General features: G+C 35.5%; 14 protein-coding genes and 1 other annotated feature. All 14 genes read left to right on the top strand.

The annotated features are described in order from the left end of the window. A partial coding sequence (locus tag LN736_RS17910; RefSeq protein ID WP_407647149.1) for an EF-Tu C-terminal domain-related protein occupies positions 1 to 98 on the top strand: 98 nt, incomplete at its 5' end. A gap of 214 nt (positions 99 to 312) precedes the next feature. After that, on the top strand, positions 313 to 462 hold the full coding sequence (gene rpmG / locus LN736_RS17915) for a 50S ribosomal protein L33 (RefSeq protein ID WP_150355438.1): 150 nt from the start codon (positions 313 to 315) through the stop codon (positions 460 to 462). 41 nt (positions 463 to 503) lie between these two features. After that, positions 504 to 734: a preprotein translocase subunit SecE gene (secE, locus tag LN736_RS17920; RefSeq protein WP_150355440.1), complete on the top strand. Its 231-nt coding sequence runs from the start codon at positions 504 to 506 to the stop codon at positions 732 to 734. A 43-nt stretch (positions 735 to 777) separates the two neighbouring features. Next, positions 778 to 1,299 (top strand): transcription termination/antitermination protein NusG, encoded by a 522-nt coding sequence (gene nusG / locus LN736_RS17925; RefSeq protein WP_179978371.1) that lies wholly within the window; start codon positions 778 to 780, stop codon positions 1,297 to 1,299. 72 nt (positions 1,300 to 1,371) lie between these two features. After that, complete coding sequence (rplK, locus tag LN736_RS17930) at positions 1,372 to 1,797, top strand: 50S ribosomal protein L11 (RefSeq protein ID WP_150355436.1); 426 nt, start codon at positions 1,372 to 1,374, stop codon at positions 1,795 to 1,797. Between the two features lie 58 nt (positions 1,798 to 1,855). After that, complete coding sequence (gene rplA, locus LN736_RS17935; protein WP_150355435.1) at positions 1,856 to 2,545, top strand: 50S ribosomal protein L1; 690 nt, start codon at positions 1,856 to 1,858, stop codon at positions 2,543 to 2,545. Positions 2,546 to 2,586: 41 nt separating this feature from the next. Then, positions 2,587 to 2,713 (top strand) — a sequence feature (ribosomal protein L10 leader region). A gap of 34 nt (positions 2,714 to 2,747) precedes the next feature. Beyond that, entirely contained in the window at positions 2,748 to 3,248 is a 501-nt protein-coding gene (gene rplJ / locus LN736_RS17940) for a 50S ribosomal protein L10 (RefSeq protein WP_150355434.1), read from the top strand. A 28-nt stretch (positions 3,249 to 3,276) separates the two neighbouring features. Beyond that, positions 3,277 to 3,651, top strand: a complete 375-nt coding sequence (gene rplL / locus LN736_RS17945; RefSeq protein WP_150355433.1) for a 50S ribosomal protein L7/L12 — start codon at positions 3,277 to 3,279, stop codon at positions 3,649 to 3,651. 301 nt (positions 3,652 to 3,952) lie between these two features. Continuing rightward, positions 3,953 to 7,717: a DNA-directed RNA polymerase subunit beta gene (gene rpoB, locus LN736_RS17950; RefSeq protein WP_150355432.1), complete on the top strand. Its 3,765-nt coding sequence runs from the start codon at positions 3,953 to 3,955 to the stop codon at positions 7,715 to 7,717. A gap of 17 nt (positions 7,718 to 7,734) precedes the next feature. Continuing rightward, complete coding sequence (rpoC, locus tag LN736_RS17955; protein ID WP_229982139.1) at positions 7,735 to 11,271, top strand: DNA-directed RNA polymerase subunit beta'; 3,537 nt, start codon at positions 7,735 to 7,737, stop codon at positions 11,269 to 11,271. Positions 11,272 to 11,383: 112 nt separating this feature from the next. Then, positions 11,384 to 11,626 (top strand): ribosomal L7Ae/L30e/S12e/Gadd45 family protein, encoded by a 243-nt coding sequence (locus LN736_RS17960; RefSeq protein WP_150355439.1) that lies wholly within the window; start codon positions 11,384 to 11,386, stop codon positions 11,624 to 11,626. An 88-nt stretch (positions 11,627 to 11,714) separates the two neighbouring features. Then, a complete protein-coding gene (gene rpsL, locus LN736_RS17965) occupies positions 11,715 to 12,092 on the top strand; it encodes a 30S ribosomal protein S12 (protein ID WP_150355430.1) in 378 nt (125 codons plus the stop codon). A gap of 149 nt (positions 12,093 to 12,241) precedes the next feature. After that, positions 12,242 to 12,712, top strand: coding sequence for a 30S ribosomal protein S7 (gene rpsG, locus LN736_RS17970; RefSeq protein ID WP_150355429.1), 471 nt, complete (start codon positions 12,242 to 12,244; stop codon positions 12,710 to 12,712). A 78-nt stretch (positions 12,713 to 12,790) separates the two neighbouring features. Beyond that, complete coding sequence (gene fusA, locus LN736_RS17975; RefSeq protein WP_150355428.1) at positions 12,791 to 14,860, top strand: elongation factor G; 2,070 nt, start codon at positions 12,791 to 12,793, stop codon at positions 14,858 to 14,860. Positions 14,861 to 14,975 lie beyond the last annotated feature (115 nt).

The following is a 14,975-nucleotide window of genomic DNA, read 5'->3' on the forward strand; positions in this document are numbered from 1 at the left end:
TCATAACACCGGTAGCAATGCATGAAGGGTTGAGGTTTGCAATAAGAGAAGGCGGAAGAACAGTTGGTTCTGGTGTCGTAACTAAAATAGTTGAGTAATTTTTAAGGACTGGGTATCTCGACCTAGTCCTTTTGGAAATAATGAATTTTTACCTTTTATCTACGATGTTATTAAAGGTTTTGTTTAATGGGTTTTTAATATAATTGACATAAAAATTAAGTTGTGATAAAGTAAATAAGTAATGCATAATTTAAGAGTGTAAGTTTTTAAATGATTATATACTTGAATTATATACCAGGAGGTGTGAAAGTAGTGAGAGTAAAAGTAACACTGGCATGTACGGATTGTAAACAGAGGAATTATAATACAACTAAAAATAAAAAAAATGATCCAGATAGGCTAGAGATGAAAAAGTATTGTCCATTTTGTCGTAAACATACAGTTCACAAGGAAACTAGGTAGATAGAGAGGCATATATTAAAATATTTGAGGATGTGAATAAAATGGCTGCGCACGATGATGCAAAAAAAGTTAAAAAACAGGTCACACCTGAAGGCGGATTCTTTAATTTTTTTAAGGGATTGGTAGCTGAATTTAAAAGAATAACATGGCCCTCTAAAGAAGATTTAAAAAAGGTTACAATATCGGTTATAGTATTTTGTAGTATTTATGTAATAATTGTCGGGATAATAGATTTCGGATTTAATTCCTTAGCTAAAAACATTTTGAAATAAGAATAAAAAAAGGAGGCAGGGACTAAGTATTGTCCCTAGAATTATGGCAGATAAAGCTAAATGGTATGTGGTTCATACATATTCTGGTTATGAAAATAAAGTTAAAGCTAATCTTGAGAAAACTATAGAAAATAGAGAACTATATGATTGGATAGATGATGTTCAAGTACCTATGGAAGAACAAGTTGAGATCAAAGATGGCAAAAAGAAAATAACATTAAAAAAAGTATTCCCGGGATATGTTTTAATACATATGGTAATGACTGATGATTCTTGGTATATAGTTAGAAATACTAGAGGAGTCACAGGTTTTGTTGGCCCTGGTTCTAAGCCTGTTCCACTTACTGATGAAGAGGTAAAGGATATGGGAATCAATGAAAAACCCGTAAATATAGATGTATCAATAGGTGAAAATGTAAAGGTAAAATCCGGACCGCTTGAGAATTTTTTAGCTGTTATCCAAGAAATAAATACTGAAAAGAAAAAAATTAAAGCTTTAGTCAATATGTTTGGCAGGGAGACCCCTGTTGAGCTTGATTTTAATCAAATAGAAAAAATAGAATAAAGTTATAAAGGTAAAAGTTTTAAATAGGCGGAAATATTATTTTCGTATAATCATAATAGGAGGTGTATATTTATGGCTAAAAAAGTGGTAGGAATGATAAAACTTCAGCTTCCTGCAGGTAAAGCAACACCAGCCCCACCAGTTGGACCAGCACTTGGACAGCATGGTGTAAATATTATGGGCTTCTGCAAGGAATTTAATGCCAAGACTGCAAGTCAAGCAGGATTGATAATTCCAGTGGTAATTACTGTATATCAGGATAGATCTTTCAGCTTTATACTAAAGACTCCACCAGCAGCAGTATTACTTAAGAAAGCAGTAGGAATAGAAAGTGGTTCTGGAGTTCCTAATAAGACTAAAGTTGCAAAGGTAACTAAAGAACAGCTTAAGCAGATTGCTGAAACAAAAATGCCGGATTTGAATGCTGGTTCCATTGAGACTGCTATGAAAATGATAGCAGGTACTGCAAGAAGTATGGGAATAACTGTAGAAGAATAGGCGACTTAAATATGTGGGAGGCAAGATATGCCGTTAATACCACTAAGGAGGATTTGAAATGGGAAAAAAATATAAAGAAAGCGTTAAACTTATTGACAAAAGTGCATTGTATGCGCCATCAGAAGCTATTGAACTTGCTGTAAAGACATCTAAGGCGAAATTTGATGAAACTATAGAATTGGCCTTAAAGCTTGGGGTAGATCCGAGACATGCAGATCAGCAGGTTAGAGGAGCAGTAGTTTTACCTCATGGAACTGGTAAAAAAGTTCGAGTATTGGTATTTGCTAAAGGCGCCAAAGTTGAAGAAGCTCAAAATGCGGGAGCTGATTATGTTGGATCAAATGAGTATGTTCAGAAGATCCAAAATGAAAATTGGTTTGATTTTGATGTAGTTGTAGCTACACCTGATATGATGGGAATTGTAGGTAGATTAGGTAGAATACTTGGACCTAAAGGATTAATGCCAAATCCAAAATCCGGTACGGTTACATTCGATGTTGTGAAAGCAATAGAGGAAATTAAAGCAGGTAAGGTTGAGTATAGAGTTGATAAAACTTCTATAATTCATGTTCCTATAGGAAAGAGTTCTTTTGAACCGCAAAAATTATTGGAAAATTTTCATACGTTAATGGAAGCTGTAGTAAAAGCAAAACCTGCAGCAGCTAAAGGACAATATTTAAAGTCTGTAGTATTATCAAGTACCATGGGTCCCGGAATAAAAATAAATTCTGCAAAGGTCCTTGAATAAAAATATTGACTTAAATAATCAATTCGTATATAATACTAACAGTTTAATAAGTAAATACTCCGTAGACGATAGGTGCAAAAGCATAACGGGAAGCCCGACCTATTCAGGATTCCAATATAGAGTTATTTGGTCTCTCTGTGTCTAAGGGGAGGCTTTTATTTATGCGTTATGAAGTTAAACTGTGAGGAGGTGTGGATACACAGTGGGAAAAAATAGAGAATTAAAGGAAGCTAAAGTTAAAGAAATTGAAGAAAAGATGAGGAAAGCTCAGAGTATAATATTTGCTAAATACCAGGGGCTCACTGTAGAAGAAGATACAAAACTCAGAAAAAATTTGAGAGAAGCAGGTGTGGAATATAAAGTTTTTAAAAACACACTGGCTAAGTTAGCTGCGAAAGAATTGGGATTTGATGAAGTAGAAAATATTTTTTCAGGGCCAGTATCGACAGCATTTGGATATGATGATCCGGCTGCACCGGCAAGAATTCTCAACGATTTTTCAAAAGATCATAAGATGTTGGAGCTAAAAGGTGGAGTTGTTCAAGGAGAAATATTTGATATAGATAAAGTTAAACAACTTGCTACGATACCACCTAAAGATGTTCTTATTGCAAAATTACTTGGAAGTTTCAAGGCTCCATTATCAAATTTTGTATATTTATTAAATGCAATTTCAGAAAAACAGAAATCACAGGAAGATTAATTTAAAGAAATTTTGGAGGTGTTCATTAATGAGTAAAGAAGAGATCATTCAAGCTATAAAAGAGATGAGTGTTTTAGAATTAAATGAATTAGTAAAAGCATGTGAAGAGGAGTTTGGAGTAAGTGCAGCAGCTCCAGTGGCGGTAGCAGGTGCAGGTGGTGCAGCAGGTGCTGCAGATTCGGCAGAGGAAAAAACTGAATTTGATGTGATACTTAAAGCAGTAGGACAAGAAAAAATAAAAGTTATAAAGGCAGTTAGAGAAGTAACAGGATTGGGATTAAAGGATGCAAAAGGTTTAGTTGATAGTGCTCCTAAACCAATAAAAGAAGGAGTAAGTAAAGAGGATGCTGATGCTTTAAAAGCTAAGTTTGAAGAAATCGGAGCTGAGATAGAGTTAAAGTAGAAATTCAAGATACTCACATAAAGAGGTACTTTAGTTTAAAGTGCCTCTTTATTGTTTCAAGAATATTTTTGTGAAATTATGAAAATTTATTATTGACAAATTATATGTATTATGGTAACATGATAAATTGCATTGATTAGTTGCAGAATTAATGTAAAATGTATTATATATAGAATAATTTGAATTAATTACAAAAAAAAGGTTATAATAGTTTGATGGCAATAATAAGTCCATAAACATACATATACGAATTAAATGAATGTTTTTGGTTATTTTTAGTTTATACAAGGGGTGAAAATCAATGGTACATCCTGTCCAGGTTGGTAAAAGAACAAGAATGAGCTTTTCCAGACTTAAAGAAATAGGGCATATGCCTAATTTAATTGAGGTACAGTTAGATTCTTACAATTGGTTTTTGAAAGAAGGCTTACAAGAAGTATTCGATGATATTAATCCTATTCAAGACTATACTGCAAACCTTAATTTAGAGTTTGTGGGATATAAATTAGATATGGATAATATCAAATATTCTGTAGAAGAGTGCAAAGAGAGAGATGCAACTTATGCAGCACCTTTAAAGGTGAAAGTAAGATTACTTAATAAGGAAACCGGTGAAGTTAAAGAACAGGAAGTTTTTATGGGAGACTTCCCTCTGATGACAGAACAAGGAACTTTTATAATTAATGGAGCGGAGAGAGTTATAGTCAGTCAGCTTGTAAGATCTCCAGGTGTATATTATGATGTATCTGTTGATAAAACGGGTAAAAATCTTTTTTCTTCAACGGTAATACCCAATAGAGGAGCTTGGTTAGAATATGAAACTGATTCTAATAACATAATATATGTGAGGATAGATAAAACCAGAAAATTACCTATAACTATTCTTGTGAGAGCTATGGGATATAGTACGGATGCAGAAATCACTAATTTCTTTGGAGAGGATGAAAGATTAAAAGCTACAATCGAAAAGGATAATACTAAGACACATGAAGAAGCATTGCTTGAAATATATAAGAGACTTAGGCCAGGAGAACCACCTACAGTGGATAGTGCTCAGTCACTTATTGAATCCTTATTTTTTGATCCTAAAAGATATGATCTTTCCAGAGTGGGAAGATATAAATTTAATAAAAAATTAGCACTTTATATTAGAATAACTAATCAAATATCAGCGCAAGATGTGGTAAACCCACAGACTGGTGAGATACTTGTACAAAAAGGCGAAAGAATAAGTAGAGAAAAAGCTATAGAGATTCAACAATGCGGAGTAAATATAGTAGATATTCAAGTTGAGGATATAATTCTTAGAGTGATAGGCAATCATTTTGTAGACATACGTAATTTTGTTAATTTTAACATAGATGATTTAAACATAAAAGAAAGTGTACATTATCCTACATTAAAGGAAATTTTGGATAATTACAGTGATGAAGATAGCGTAAAGGAACAGATATCAAAGCATATTCATGATTTAATTCCCAAACATATAATTAAAGATGACATTTATGCTACGGTCAGTTATGAGTTAGGATTGACTTATGGCATTGGCAATGTCGATGATATAGATCATCTTGGGAATAGGAGACTTAGATCAGTAGGAGAATTACTTCAAAATCAATTTAGAATAGGTCTTTCAAGAATGGAGAGAGTAGTTAAAGAAAGAATGACCATACAGGATCAGGAGGTTATAACACCTCAGGCTTTAATAAATATAAGGCCTGTATCGGCAGCTATAAAAGAATTTTTTGGAAGCTCTCAGCTTTCTCAATTCATGGATCAGACTAATCCACTTTCAGAACTTACTCATAAAAGAAGATTATCAGCATTGGGACCCGGGGGACTTTCCAGAGAGAGAGCTGGCTTTGAGGTGAGGGATGTTCACCATTCACATTATGGAAGAATGTGTCCAATAGAGACACCAGAAGGCCCAAATATAGGACTTATTAATTCTCTTGCATCTTATGCAAAAGTTAATGAATATGGTTTTATAGAAACTCCTTATAGGAAAGTAGACAAAAAAAATAAAAGAGTTACCAATGAAATTGTATATATGACAGCAGATGAAGAAGATCAGTATTTGATAGGACGGGCGAATGAACCTATAGAAGAGGACGGCAGTTTTATAGATAACAGAATTACGGTTAGGGATAAGGAAGATGTTATTGTAGTACCAGCGGAAGATGTTGATTATATGGATGTATCTCCAAGACAGTTGGTTTCAGTTGCAACTGCTATGATACCATTTCTTGAAAATGATGATGCAAGCCGTGCACTTATGGGATCCAACATGCAAAGACAGGCGGTACCTCTTTTGAAACCTCAGGCACCCATTGTGGGAACAGGTATTGAATATAAAGCAGCTGTGGATTCAGGAGTACTTCCAAAAGCAAAAAATTCAGGTGTAGTTTCTTATGTATGTGCCAATGAAATAAGGGTAAAAAGGGATTCTGATGGAGGAACAGACATTTATAGACTTCTCAAATTCCAAAGATCTAATCAGGGCACATGTATAAATCAGAGACCTATAGTTGAAAATGGTGAAATTGTTCAAAAGGGAACAGTTCTAGCGGATGGACCATCCACGGATCTAGGCGAAATAGCTCTTGGTAAAAATATCAGAATGGGTTTTACTACCTGGGAAGGATATAATTACGAAGATGCCATGCTTATATCTGAAGAACTGGTAAAAAAGGATGTATTTACTTCAATCCATATTGAAGAATATGAATCTGAAGCCAGGGATACAAAACTTGGGCCTGAAGAAATTACCAGAGATATACCAAATGTAGGAGAAGATGCATTAAAAGACATAGATGAAAGAGGAATTATAAGAATAGGTGCTGAAGTGAGAGCCGGAGATATACTAGTGGGGAAAGTAACTCCTAAGGGTGAAACCGAACTTACGGCAGAAGAAAGGCTTTTGAGAGCTATATTTGGAGAGAAAGCCAGAGAAGTAAGAGATACTTCTCTTAGAGTACCTCATGGTGAATCAGGTATAATTGTAGATGTGAAAGTATTTACAAGAGAAAATGGAGATGAGCTTTCACCGGGGGTCAATAAGCTTGTTAGATGTTATATAGCTCAGAAACGTAAAATATCTGTTGGAGATAAAATGGCAGGTAGACATGGTAATAAAGGTGTTATATCCAGGGTGCTGCCGGAGGAAGATATGCCTTTTTTACCAGATGGTAGACCTTTGCAGATATGCTTAAATCCACTTGGAGTACCTTCTCGTATGAATATAGGTCAGGTGCTTGAAGTCCATCTTGGGTTGGCTGCCAGTGAGTTAGGGTGGCATATAGCAACACCAGTTTTTGATGGGGCAAGAGAAGAAGATATAATAGCCTGCCTCAAGAAAGCAGGTTATAGAGAAGATGGGAAGACAATATTATATGACGGTAGAACAGGGGAACCATTTAATCGGCCTATAACCATAGGATATATGTACATTCTAAAATTGGCACATTTAGTTGATGACAAGATTCATGCAAGATCCACAGGACCATATTCTCTTGTAACTCAGCAGCCTTTAGGCGGTAAAGCGCAATTTGGAGGACAGAGATTTGGAGAAATGGAAGTATGGGCTTTGGAAGCATACGGTGCAGCACATACTCTTCAGGAAATACTGACAGTTAAGTCTGATGATGTAGTTGGAAGAGTTAAAACTTATGAAGCTATTGTAAAGGGTGAAAATATACCAGAACCTGGTGTACCAGAATCCTTTAAAGTACTTATAAAAGAATTACAGGCTCTATGCTTGGATGTGAAAGTATTAAATGATGACAATGAGGAAATCAAACTTAAAGAATCTGTAGATGATGAAATGGAAAGTTTGGATGTTAATATAGAGGGAAATGAAGATTTTGCAGCATCGTCTCAAGATAATTACAACAGAAAGAGTCAAGAGGATCACGGTAATGAGAACGACGGTAATGAGAACGATGATAATGATGAGAAGAACAACGATGAGGATGCCAATAATGACACTGACGAAGGCTTGGATTTGAATTATGAGGATTTGAATTTAGATGATCTGGGAATAGATGATTTTAATGATGAACATTAGGAAGGGAGGATGTACCCTTGTTTGAATTAAATAATTTTGATGCACTACAGATAGGTTTAGCTTCACCGGAGAAAATAAGAGAGTGGTCAAGAGGTGAAGTAAAAAAGCCTGAGACAATAAATTACAGGACATTAAAGCCTGAGAGGGATGGTTTGTTTTGTGAAAGAATTTTTGGACCAACTAAGGACTGGGAATGTCATTGTGGTAAATATAAGAGAATCAGATACAAAGGCATAGTTTGTGACAGATGTGGTGTTGAGGTAACTAAGGCAAAAGTTAGACGTGAAAGAATGGGTCATATAGAACTTGCGGCTCCAGTATCGCATATATGGTATTTTAAGGGAATACCATCCCGTATGGGACTCATTTTGGATATGTCACCGAGAGCATTGGAAAAAGTATTGTATTTTGCATCATATGTAGTTTTAGAGCCAAAAGCAACTCAGCTTTTAAAAAAACAGCTCCTTACAGAAAAAGAATACAGGGAAGCCGTAGATAAGTATGGAGAACAAAATTTTGTTGCAGGTATGGGAGCAGAATCTATCAAAAAGCTTCTGGAAGAAATAAACCTTGATGAACTATCTGCAGGATTAAAGGAAGATTTGAAAAACAGCACAGGTCAAAAAAAGGTAAGGATAATAAGAAGGCTTGAGGTAGTTGAATCTTTTAAGAAATCAGGCAATAAGCCAGATTGGATGATTATAGATGTTATACCTGTAATACCACCGGATTTGAGACCTATGGTACAGTTAGATGGAGGAAGATTTGCCACATCGGATTTAAATGATCTTTATAGAAGAGTTATAAATAGAAATAATAGGCTCAAAAAATTATTGGATTTAGGAGCACCGGATATAATAGTAAGAAATGAAAAGAGAATGCTTCAGGAAGCAGTGGATGCTCTTATAGATAATGGAAGAAGAGGAAGGCCGGTGACAGGACCGGGTAACAGACCATTAAAATCATTGTCTGATATGCTTAAAGGAAAACAGGGAAGATTTAGACAGAATTTACTTGGCAAACGTGTGGATTATTCTGGACGTTCTGTTATAGTAGTTGGACCTGAGCTCAAAATGTATCAATGTGGGTTGCCTAAGGAAATGGCTTTAGAACTATTTAAACCATTTGTGATGAAAAAGTTAGTTGCAAGTGGTTTAGCCCATAATATTAAAAGTGCTAAGAGGATGGTGGAAAGAGTTCAGACTCAAGTATGGGATGTATTAGAAGAGGTAATATCAGATCATCCAGTACTTTTAAATCGTGCTCCAACCCTCCATAGATTAGGAATTCAGGCCTTTCAACCTGTACTTGTAGAAGGTAGAGCTATAAAACTTCATCCACTTGCTTGTACAGCATACAATGCGGATTTTGATGGTGATCAAATGGCAGTACATGTCCCACTTTCAGTTGAAGCCCAAGCCGAAGCCAGATTTTTAATGTTGGCTGCCCATAATATATTAAAACCTTCAGATGGGAAACCAGTAGTAGTTCCTACACAGGATATGGTACTTGGATCCTACTATCTAACAGCGGAAAAAGATGGCGCTGTGGGAGAAGGCAGGATGTTCTGCTCACCTGAAGAAGCGATAATGGCGTATGAGTTAAGGCAAATAGACATTAATGCCAAGATAAAGGTAAAGATGAAAAAAGTTAAAGATGGAAAATACTTTAGTGGGATAATTGATACTACTCCTGGAAAAATAATATTTAATGAATCTATACCGCAGGATTTAGGATTTGTAGATAGAAGTATACATGGAAATGAATTTAAATTAGAAATTGATTTTCTTGTAGCTAAGAAAAACCTAGGTAAAATAATAAATAAATGTTATATGAAACATGGAGCTACTCAGACATCTATAATGCTCGATAAGATAAAAGCCAGAGGGTACCATTATTCAACTATAAGTGGTATTACTGTTTCCACTTCAGATATGGTGGTTCCTGATGCTAAAAAGAGACTTCTGGATGAATCGGATCAGGCTGTTGATAAGATAGAAAAAATGTACAGAAGAGGATTTATATCTGAAGAAGAGAGATATCAGAGAGTAATAGAGAAATGGACTAAAACCACGGAAGATGTAGCTGATGCGCTGATGGATAATCTGGATAAATTTAACCCGATATTTATGATGGCTGATTCAGGGGCAAGAGGATCTAAGAGTCAGATTAAGCAGCTTGCAGGTATGAGAGGACTTATGGCAAATCCTTCGGGGAAGATAATAGAACTTCCAATAAGATCCTCTTTCAGGGAAGGATTGGATGTACTTGAATATTTTATATCCACCCATGGTGCAAGAAAAGGTAATGCAGATACTGCTCTAAAGACGGCAGATTCAGGATATCTTACTAGAAGGCTCGTAGATGTGAGTCAGGATGTTATAGTAAGAGAGGAAGATTGTGGTACTCATGAAGGCTATGATATAACAGAAATAAAAGAGGGAAATGAAGTCATAGAGAGTTTGTCAGAAAGGCTTACAGGAAGGTATTCTGCAGAAGATATTAAGGATCCAAAAACAGGCGATGTGTTGGTATCAAGAAACACTTACATGGATTCCGAAATGGCACATAAAATAGAAGATGCGGGTATAAAGAGAGTAAAAATCAGATCCGTATTTACTTGCAGATCTCGACATGGAGTATGTGCTAAGTGTTATGGTATGAATATGGCTACAGCCAAGAAAATTGATATTGGAGAATCAGTGGGGATAATAGCGGCACAGAGTATAGGAGAACCTGGTACACAGCTTACAATGAGAACTTTCCACACTGGTGGAGTTGCTGGATCTGATATAACTCAAGGTCTTCCAAGGGTTGAAGAATTATTTGAAGCTAGGAAACCAAAAGGTTTGGCAATAGTAAGCGAGGTTTCAGGAACTGTAAAGATGGAAGAAACGAAAAAGAAGAGAAGTGTATCTGTAATTACGAGTACAGGAGAAGAAGTAGTCTATGATATACCATTTGGATCGAGACTTAAAGTGTCAAATGGCGATGTAATAAGTGCTGGCGATGAAATAACAGAAGGGTCTGTGAATCCTCATGATATATTGAGAATAAAAGGAGTTCAGGGCGTTAAAAATTATCTTCTGTCAGAAGTCCAAAAAGTTTATAGACTACAGGGCGTTGACATAAATGATAAACATCTTGAAGTGGTGATAAGGCAAATGACAAGAAAGATTAAGATAGAAGATTCGGGAGATACAGAATTATTGCCTGGAACTATGATTGATATGTTTGATTTTGAAGATGAAAATGCTAAAGTTGAAGCAAATGGTGGAAAGCCTGCTCAGGGAAGGGTAGCACTTTTGGGTATAACCAAAGCGGCTTTGGCAACAGAATCATTTCTTTCGGCGGCTTCATTCCAGGAAACTACAAGAGTCCTTACAGATGCAGCTATAAAAGGTAAGACGGATCCGCTTTTAGGATTGAAGGAAAATGTAATTATAGGTAAACTTATACCTGCGGGAACTGGAATGACTAGGTATAGATCTATAAAAATCAATACTGAAAATGAATCTGCGGATCAAAAATTAGAGAATCAACAAGAAGCTTGATAATTATTGACATAATAATACTAAAATGATAAAATACATCTGTATGTTTTTAAAGAGACAAGGTTTTAACATACCTTGTCCCTCAAATTATTATTAGGAGGGAATGGAAATAATGATTTACAGGCTTGCAGGAAATAAAGTTGTTGGTGTAAAGCAGACAGTTAAAGCTATAAAAAATAATAAAGCTAAAACTGTATATATAGCTAAAGATGCTGATGATAAACTTATACAGTCAGTAAAAGTATTAATTGATGATAATTCCCAGGAAGTAATTTATGTAGACACCATGAAAAAATTAGGAAAAATGTGTGGAATAGATGTAGGTGCCGCTACAGCAGCTATATTAAAGGATTAATTTTATAGTATAAAAAAGCTTTCAATAGTAATTAATATAAATTGTGACTTTATTAATAATTTATCTATTTTTAGAAGGAGGTGTAAACATGCCAACAATAAGCCAATTAGTTAGAAAAGGCAGAAAGACAATAAGCACAAAATCAACAGCACCAGCATTAAAAGAATGTCCACAGAAAAGAGGAGTTTGTACAGTAGTAAAAACTACCACTCCTAAGAAGCCAAATTCTGCACTTAGAAAAGTTGCAAGGGTTAGACTGGTAAATGGTTATGAGGTAAGTGCATATATACCAGGTATAGGACATAACTTACAAGAACACAGTGTTGTACTCATAAGAGGAGGAAGAGTTAAAGATCTTCCAGGTGTTAGATATCACATAGTTAGAGGAACACTGGATTCAGCAGGAGTTACTGACAGATTGCAGGCAAGATCAAAATACGGTGCTAAAAAACCAAAACAAAAATAATTTCAATAAATTAGGTTGATGGAGTTAGTGCAATGTCTTCAGCGTTTATATATATTTTATGAAATTTTGCAGAAGTACAAAGCACTTTACGGCTATTTATAGTCGAGTACCGATGAACTTAAATTTTAATTGTTAAGGAGGGAAGAAAAGTGGCAAGAAAAGGACATATAGGAAAAAGGGATGTATTACCAGATCCAGTATACAATAGTAAGGTTATTACAAAGTTAATAAATAATATAATGGAAAATGGTAAAAAAGGGGTAGCTCAAAAGATATGCTATAGTGCCTTTGACATAATTGCTAAAAAAACCAATAAGGAACCTATGGAAGTTTTTGAGGCAGCCATGAACAATATAATGCCTCTTCTAGAGGTAAAAGCAAGAAGAATTGGTGGTGCAACATATCAGGTCCCAATAGAAGTTAGACCGGAGAGAAGGCAGACTTTGGGGATAAGATGGCTGCTTATAGCATCAAGAAAACGAGGAGAAAAATATATGAGAGAAAGACTTGCTTCAGAATTGATGGATGCAGCGAACAATACAGGTGCAGCCGTTAAGAAGAGGGAAGATACTCATAAAATGGCTGAAGCCAATAAGGCTTTTGCACATTATAGATATTAATATAAAAAACTGTTTTGGTATTTTTACTAAAGCAGTTTTATAGAATTTTAAATTTACACTTGCGAGGAGGAAAATTAAGTGGGAAGAGAATATCCGCTAGAGAAATTCCGTAACATAGGAATAATGGCACACATAGATGCTGGAAAAACTACTACTACGGAGCGTATACTTTTCTATACAGGAAGAACTCATAAAATAGGCGAAGTACATGATGGCGAAGCGACTATGGATTGGATGGCACAAGAGCAAGAAAGAGGAATAACTATAACTTCAGCGGCTACTTTTTGTAAATGGAAAGGATATGCAATAAATATAATAGATACACCAGGGCACGTGGATTTTACTGTAGAAGTTGAGAGATCACTTAGAGTACTTGACGGTGCAGTTACTGTTTTAGACGCTAAGAGCGGAGTTGAACCACAGACAGAAACTGTCTGGAGACAGGCAGATAATTATGGAGTACCAAGATTAGTTTACGTAAATAAGATGGATTCAATAGGTGCAGATTTTTATATGTGTATAAACACTTTGAGGGATAGACTCCATTGTAATGCAGTACCTGTTCAAATTCCAATAGGTGCAGAAGATGAATTTAAAGGTATAGTAGATCTTATAAAAAATGAGGCAATAATATATGAAGATGATTTGGGAACAGTAATGGATGAAGTTGCTATACCTGATGAATTGAAAGATAAGGCAGAAGAGTATAGGACCCAATTGATTGAAGCAGTGGCTGAGCTCGACGAAGATCTGATGATGAAATATTTAGATGGAGAGGAATTGACAAATGAAGAGTTGATAGCTGGGATTAGAAAAGGTGTTATTGCAAATGAACTGGTACCAGTTTTATGTGGATCATCATATAAAAATAAAGGTGTACAGCCAATGATAGATGCAGTAGTTGATTTTATGCCATCACCTCTTGATATACCACCTGTAAAAGGAAATGATCCTGAAAGCGGTGAGGAAATTGAGAGAAAAGCTGATGACAATGAGCCGTTGTCTGCACTTGCATTTAAAATTGCTACAGATCCATTTGTAGGAAGATTGGCCTTTACGAGAGTTTATTCAGGAATTATGAAAAGTGGTACTTATGTATATAATTCTACAAAAGGTAAAAAAGAAAGAATTGCGAGACTTGTAAAGATGCATTCTAATCATAGACAGGAAGTTGATGAACTCCGGGCAGGAGATCTTGGAGCTATAGTAGGACTGAAGGATACTACTACAGGTAATACTCTCTGTGATGAAGATAATCCAATTGTACTTGAAAGTATGGAGTTTCCTGATCCAGTTATAGATGTGGCAATAGAACCTAAGACCAAAGCTGGTCAGGAAAAAATGGGAATAGCTCTTGCAAAACTTGCAGAAGAGGATCCGACATTTAAGACTTATACAGATCAAGAAACGGGTCAGACCATTATAGCAGGTATGGGAGAACTTCACTTGGAGATAATTGTGGATAGGCTGCAGAGAGAATTTAAAGTGGATTGTAATGTAGGTAAACCTCAGGTTGCATATAAGGAAACTATTAAAAAAACAGTTAAGGCAGAAGGTAAATTCATAAGACAATCAGGGGGACATGGTCAATATGGTCATTGCTGGATAGAGATGTCGCCTTCAGAGGAAGGATATGCATTTGAAAATGCCATTGTGGGAGGAACTATTCCAAAGGAATATATTGCGCCAATTGACAACGGAATTCAAGAGGCTGCAGAAAGTGGTGTAATTGCAGGATATCCTGTTATAAACTTTAAAGTTAAGTTGTATGATGGTTCATATCATGATGTGGATTCCTCAGAAATGGCCTTTAAGATTGCTGCATCTATGGCATTTAAGAATGCTATGAATAAAGCAGATCCGGTTTTGCTTGAACCAATGATGAGAGTTGAAGTTACAGTTCCAGAAGAATATATGGGAGATGTAATGGGTGATATAAATTCCAGAAGGGGAAGAATTGAAGGTATGACTCCTAGAGCAGGAGCTGAAATTATAAAATCTTTTGTTCCGCTTTCTGAAATGTTTGGATATGCTACTTCACTTAGATCAAGAACACAGGGTAGAGGTGTCTATACTATGACATTTGATCATTATGAAGAAGTACCAAAGAGTATTCAAGAGAAAATTACAGGAGAGAGAAATAGTTAATTTAATTAATATGTTATTTGTTAGGAGGAAGAATAATGTCAAAAGAGAAGTTTGAAAGGACGAAACCGCACGTAAATATAGGAACGATAGGGCATGTAGATCATGGTAAGACAAC

It is taken from the genome of Clostridium aromativorans, assembly GCF_020908015.1.
Classification (GTDB): domain Bacteria; phylum Bacillota; class Clostridia; order Clostridiales; family Clostridiaceae; genus Clostridium_B; species Clostridium_B aromativorans.

What these genes read in the sequence shown, in the direction of transcription:
- secE (WP_150355440.1), top strand. Translation starts at nt 504, where the DNA reads ATGGCTGCGCACGATGATGCAAAAAAAGTTAAAAAACAGGTCACACCT.
- nusG (WP_179978371.1), top strand. Translation starts at nt 778, where the DNA reads ATGGCAGATAAAGCTAAATGGTATGTGGTTCATACATATTCTGGTTAT.
- rplK (WP_150355436.1), top strand. Translation starts at nt 1,372, where the DNA reads ATGGCTAAAAAAGTGGTAGGAATGATAAAACTTCAGCTTCCTGCAGGT.
- rplA (WP_150355435.1), top strand. Translation starts at nt 1,856, where the DNA reads ATGGGAAAAAAATATAAAGAAAGCGTTAAACTTATTGACAAAAGTGCA.
- rplL (WP_150355433.1), top strand. Translation starts at nt 3,277, where the DNA reads ATGAGTAAAGAAGAGATCATTCAAGCTATAAAAGAGATGAGTGTTTTA.
- rpoB (WP_150355432.1), top strand. Translation starts at nt 3,953, where the DNA reads ATGGTACATCCTGTCCAGGTTGGTAAAAGAACAAGAATGAGCTTTTCC.
- LN736_RS17960 (WP_150355439.1), top strand. Translation starts at nt 11,384, where the DNA reads ATGATTTACAGGCTTGCAGGAAATAAAGTTGTTGGTGTAAAGCAGACA.
- rpsL (WP_150355430.1), top strand. Translation starts at nt 11,715, where the DNA reads ATGCCAACAATAAGCCAATTAGTTAGAAAAGGCAGAAAGACAATAAGC.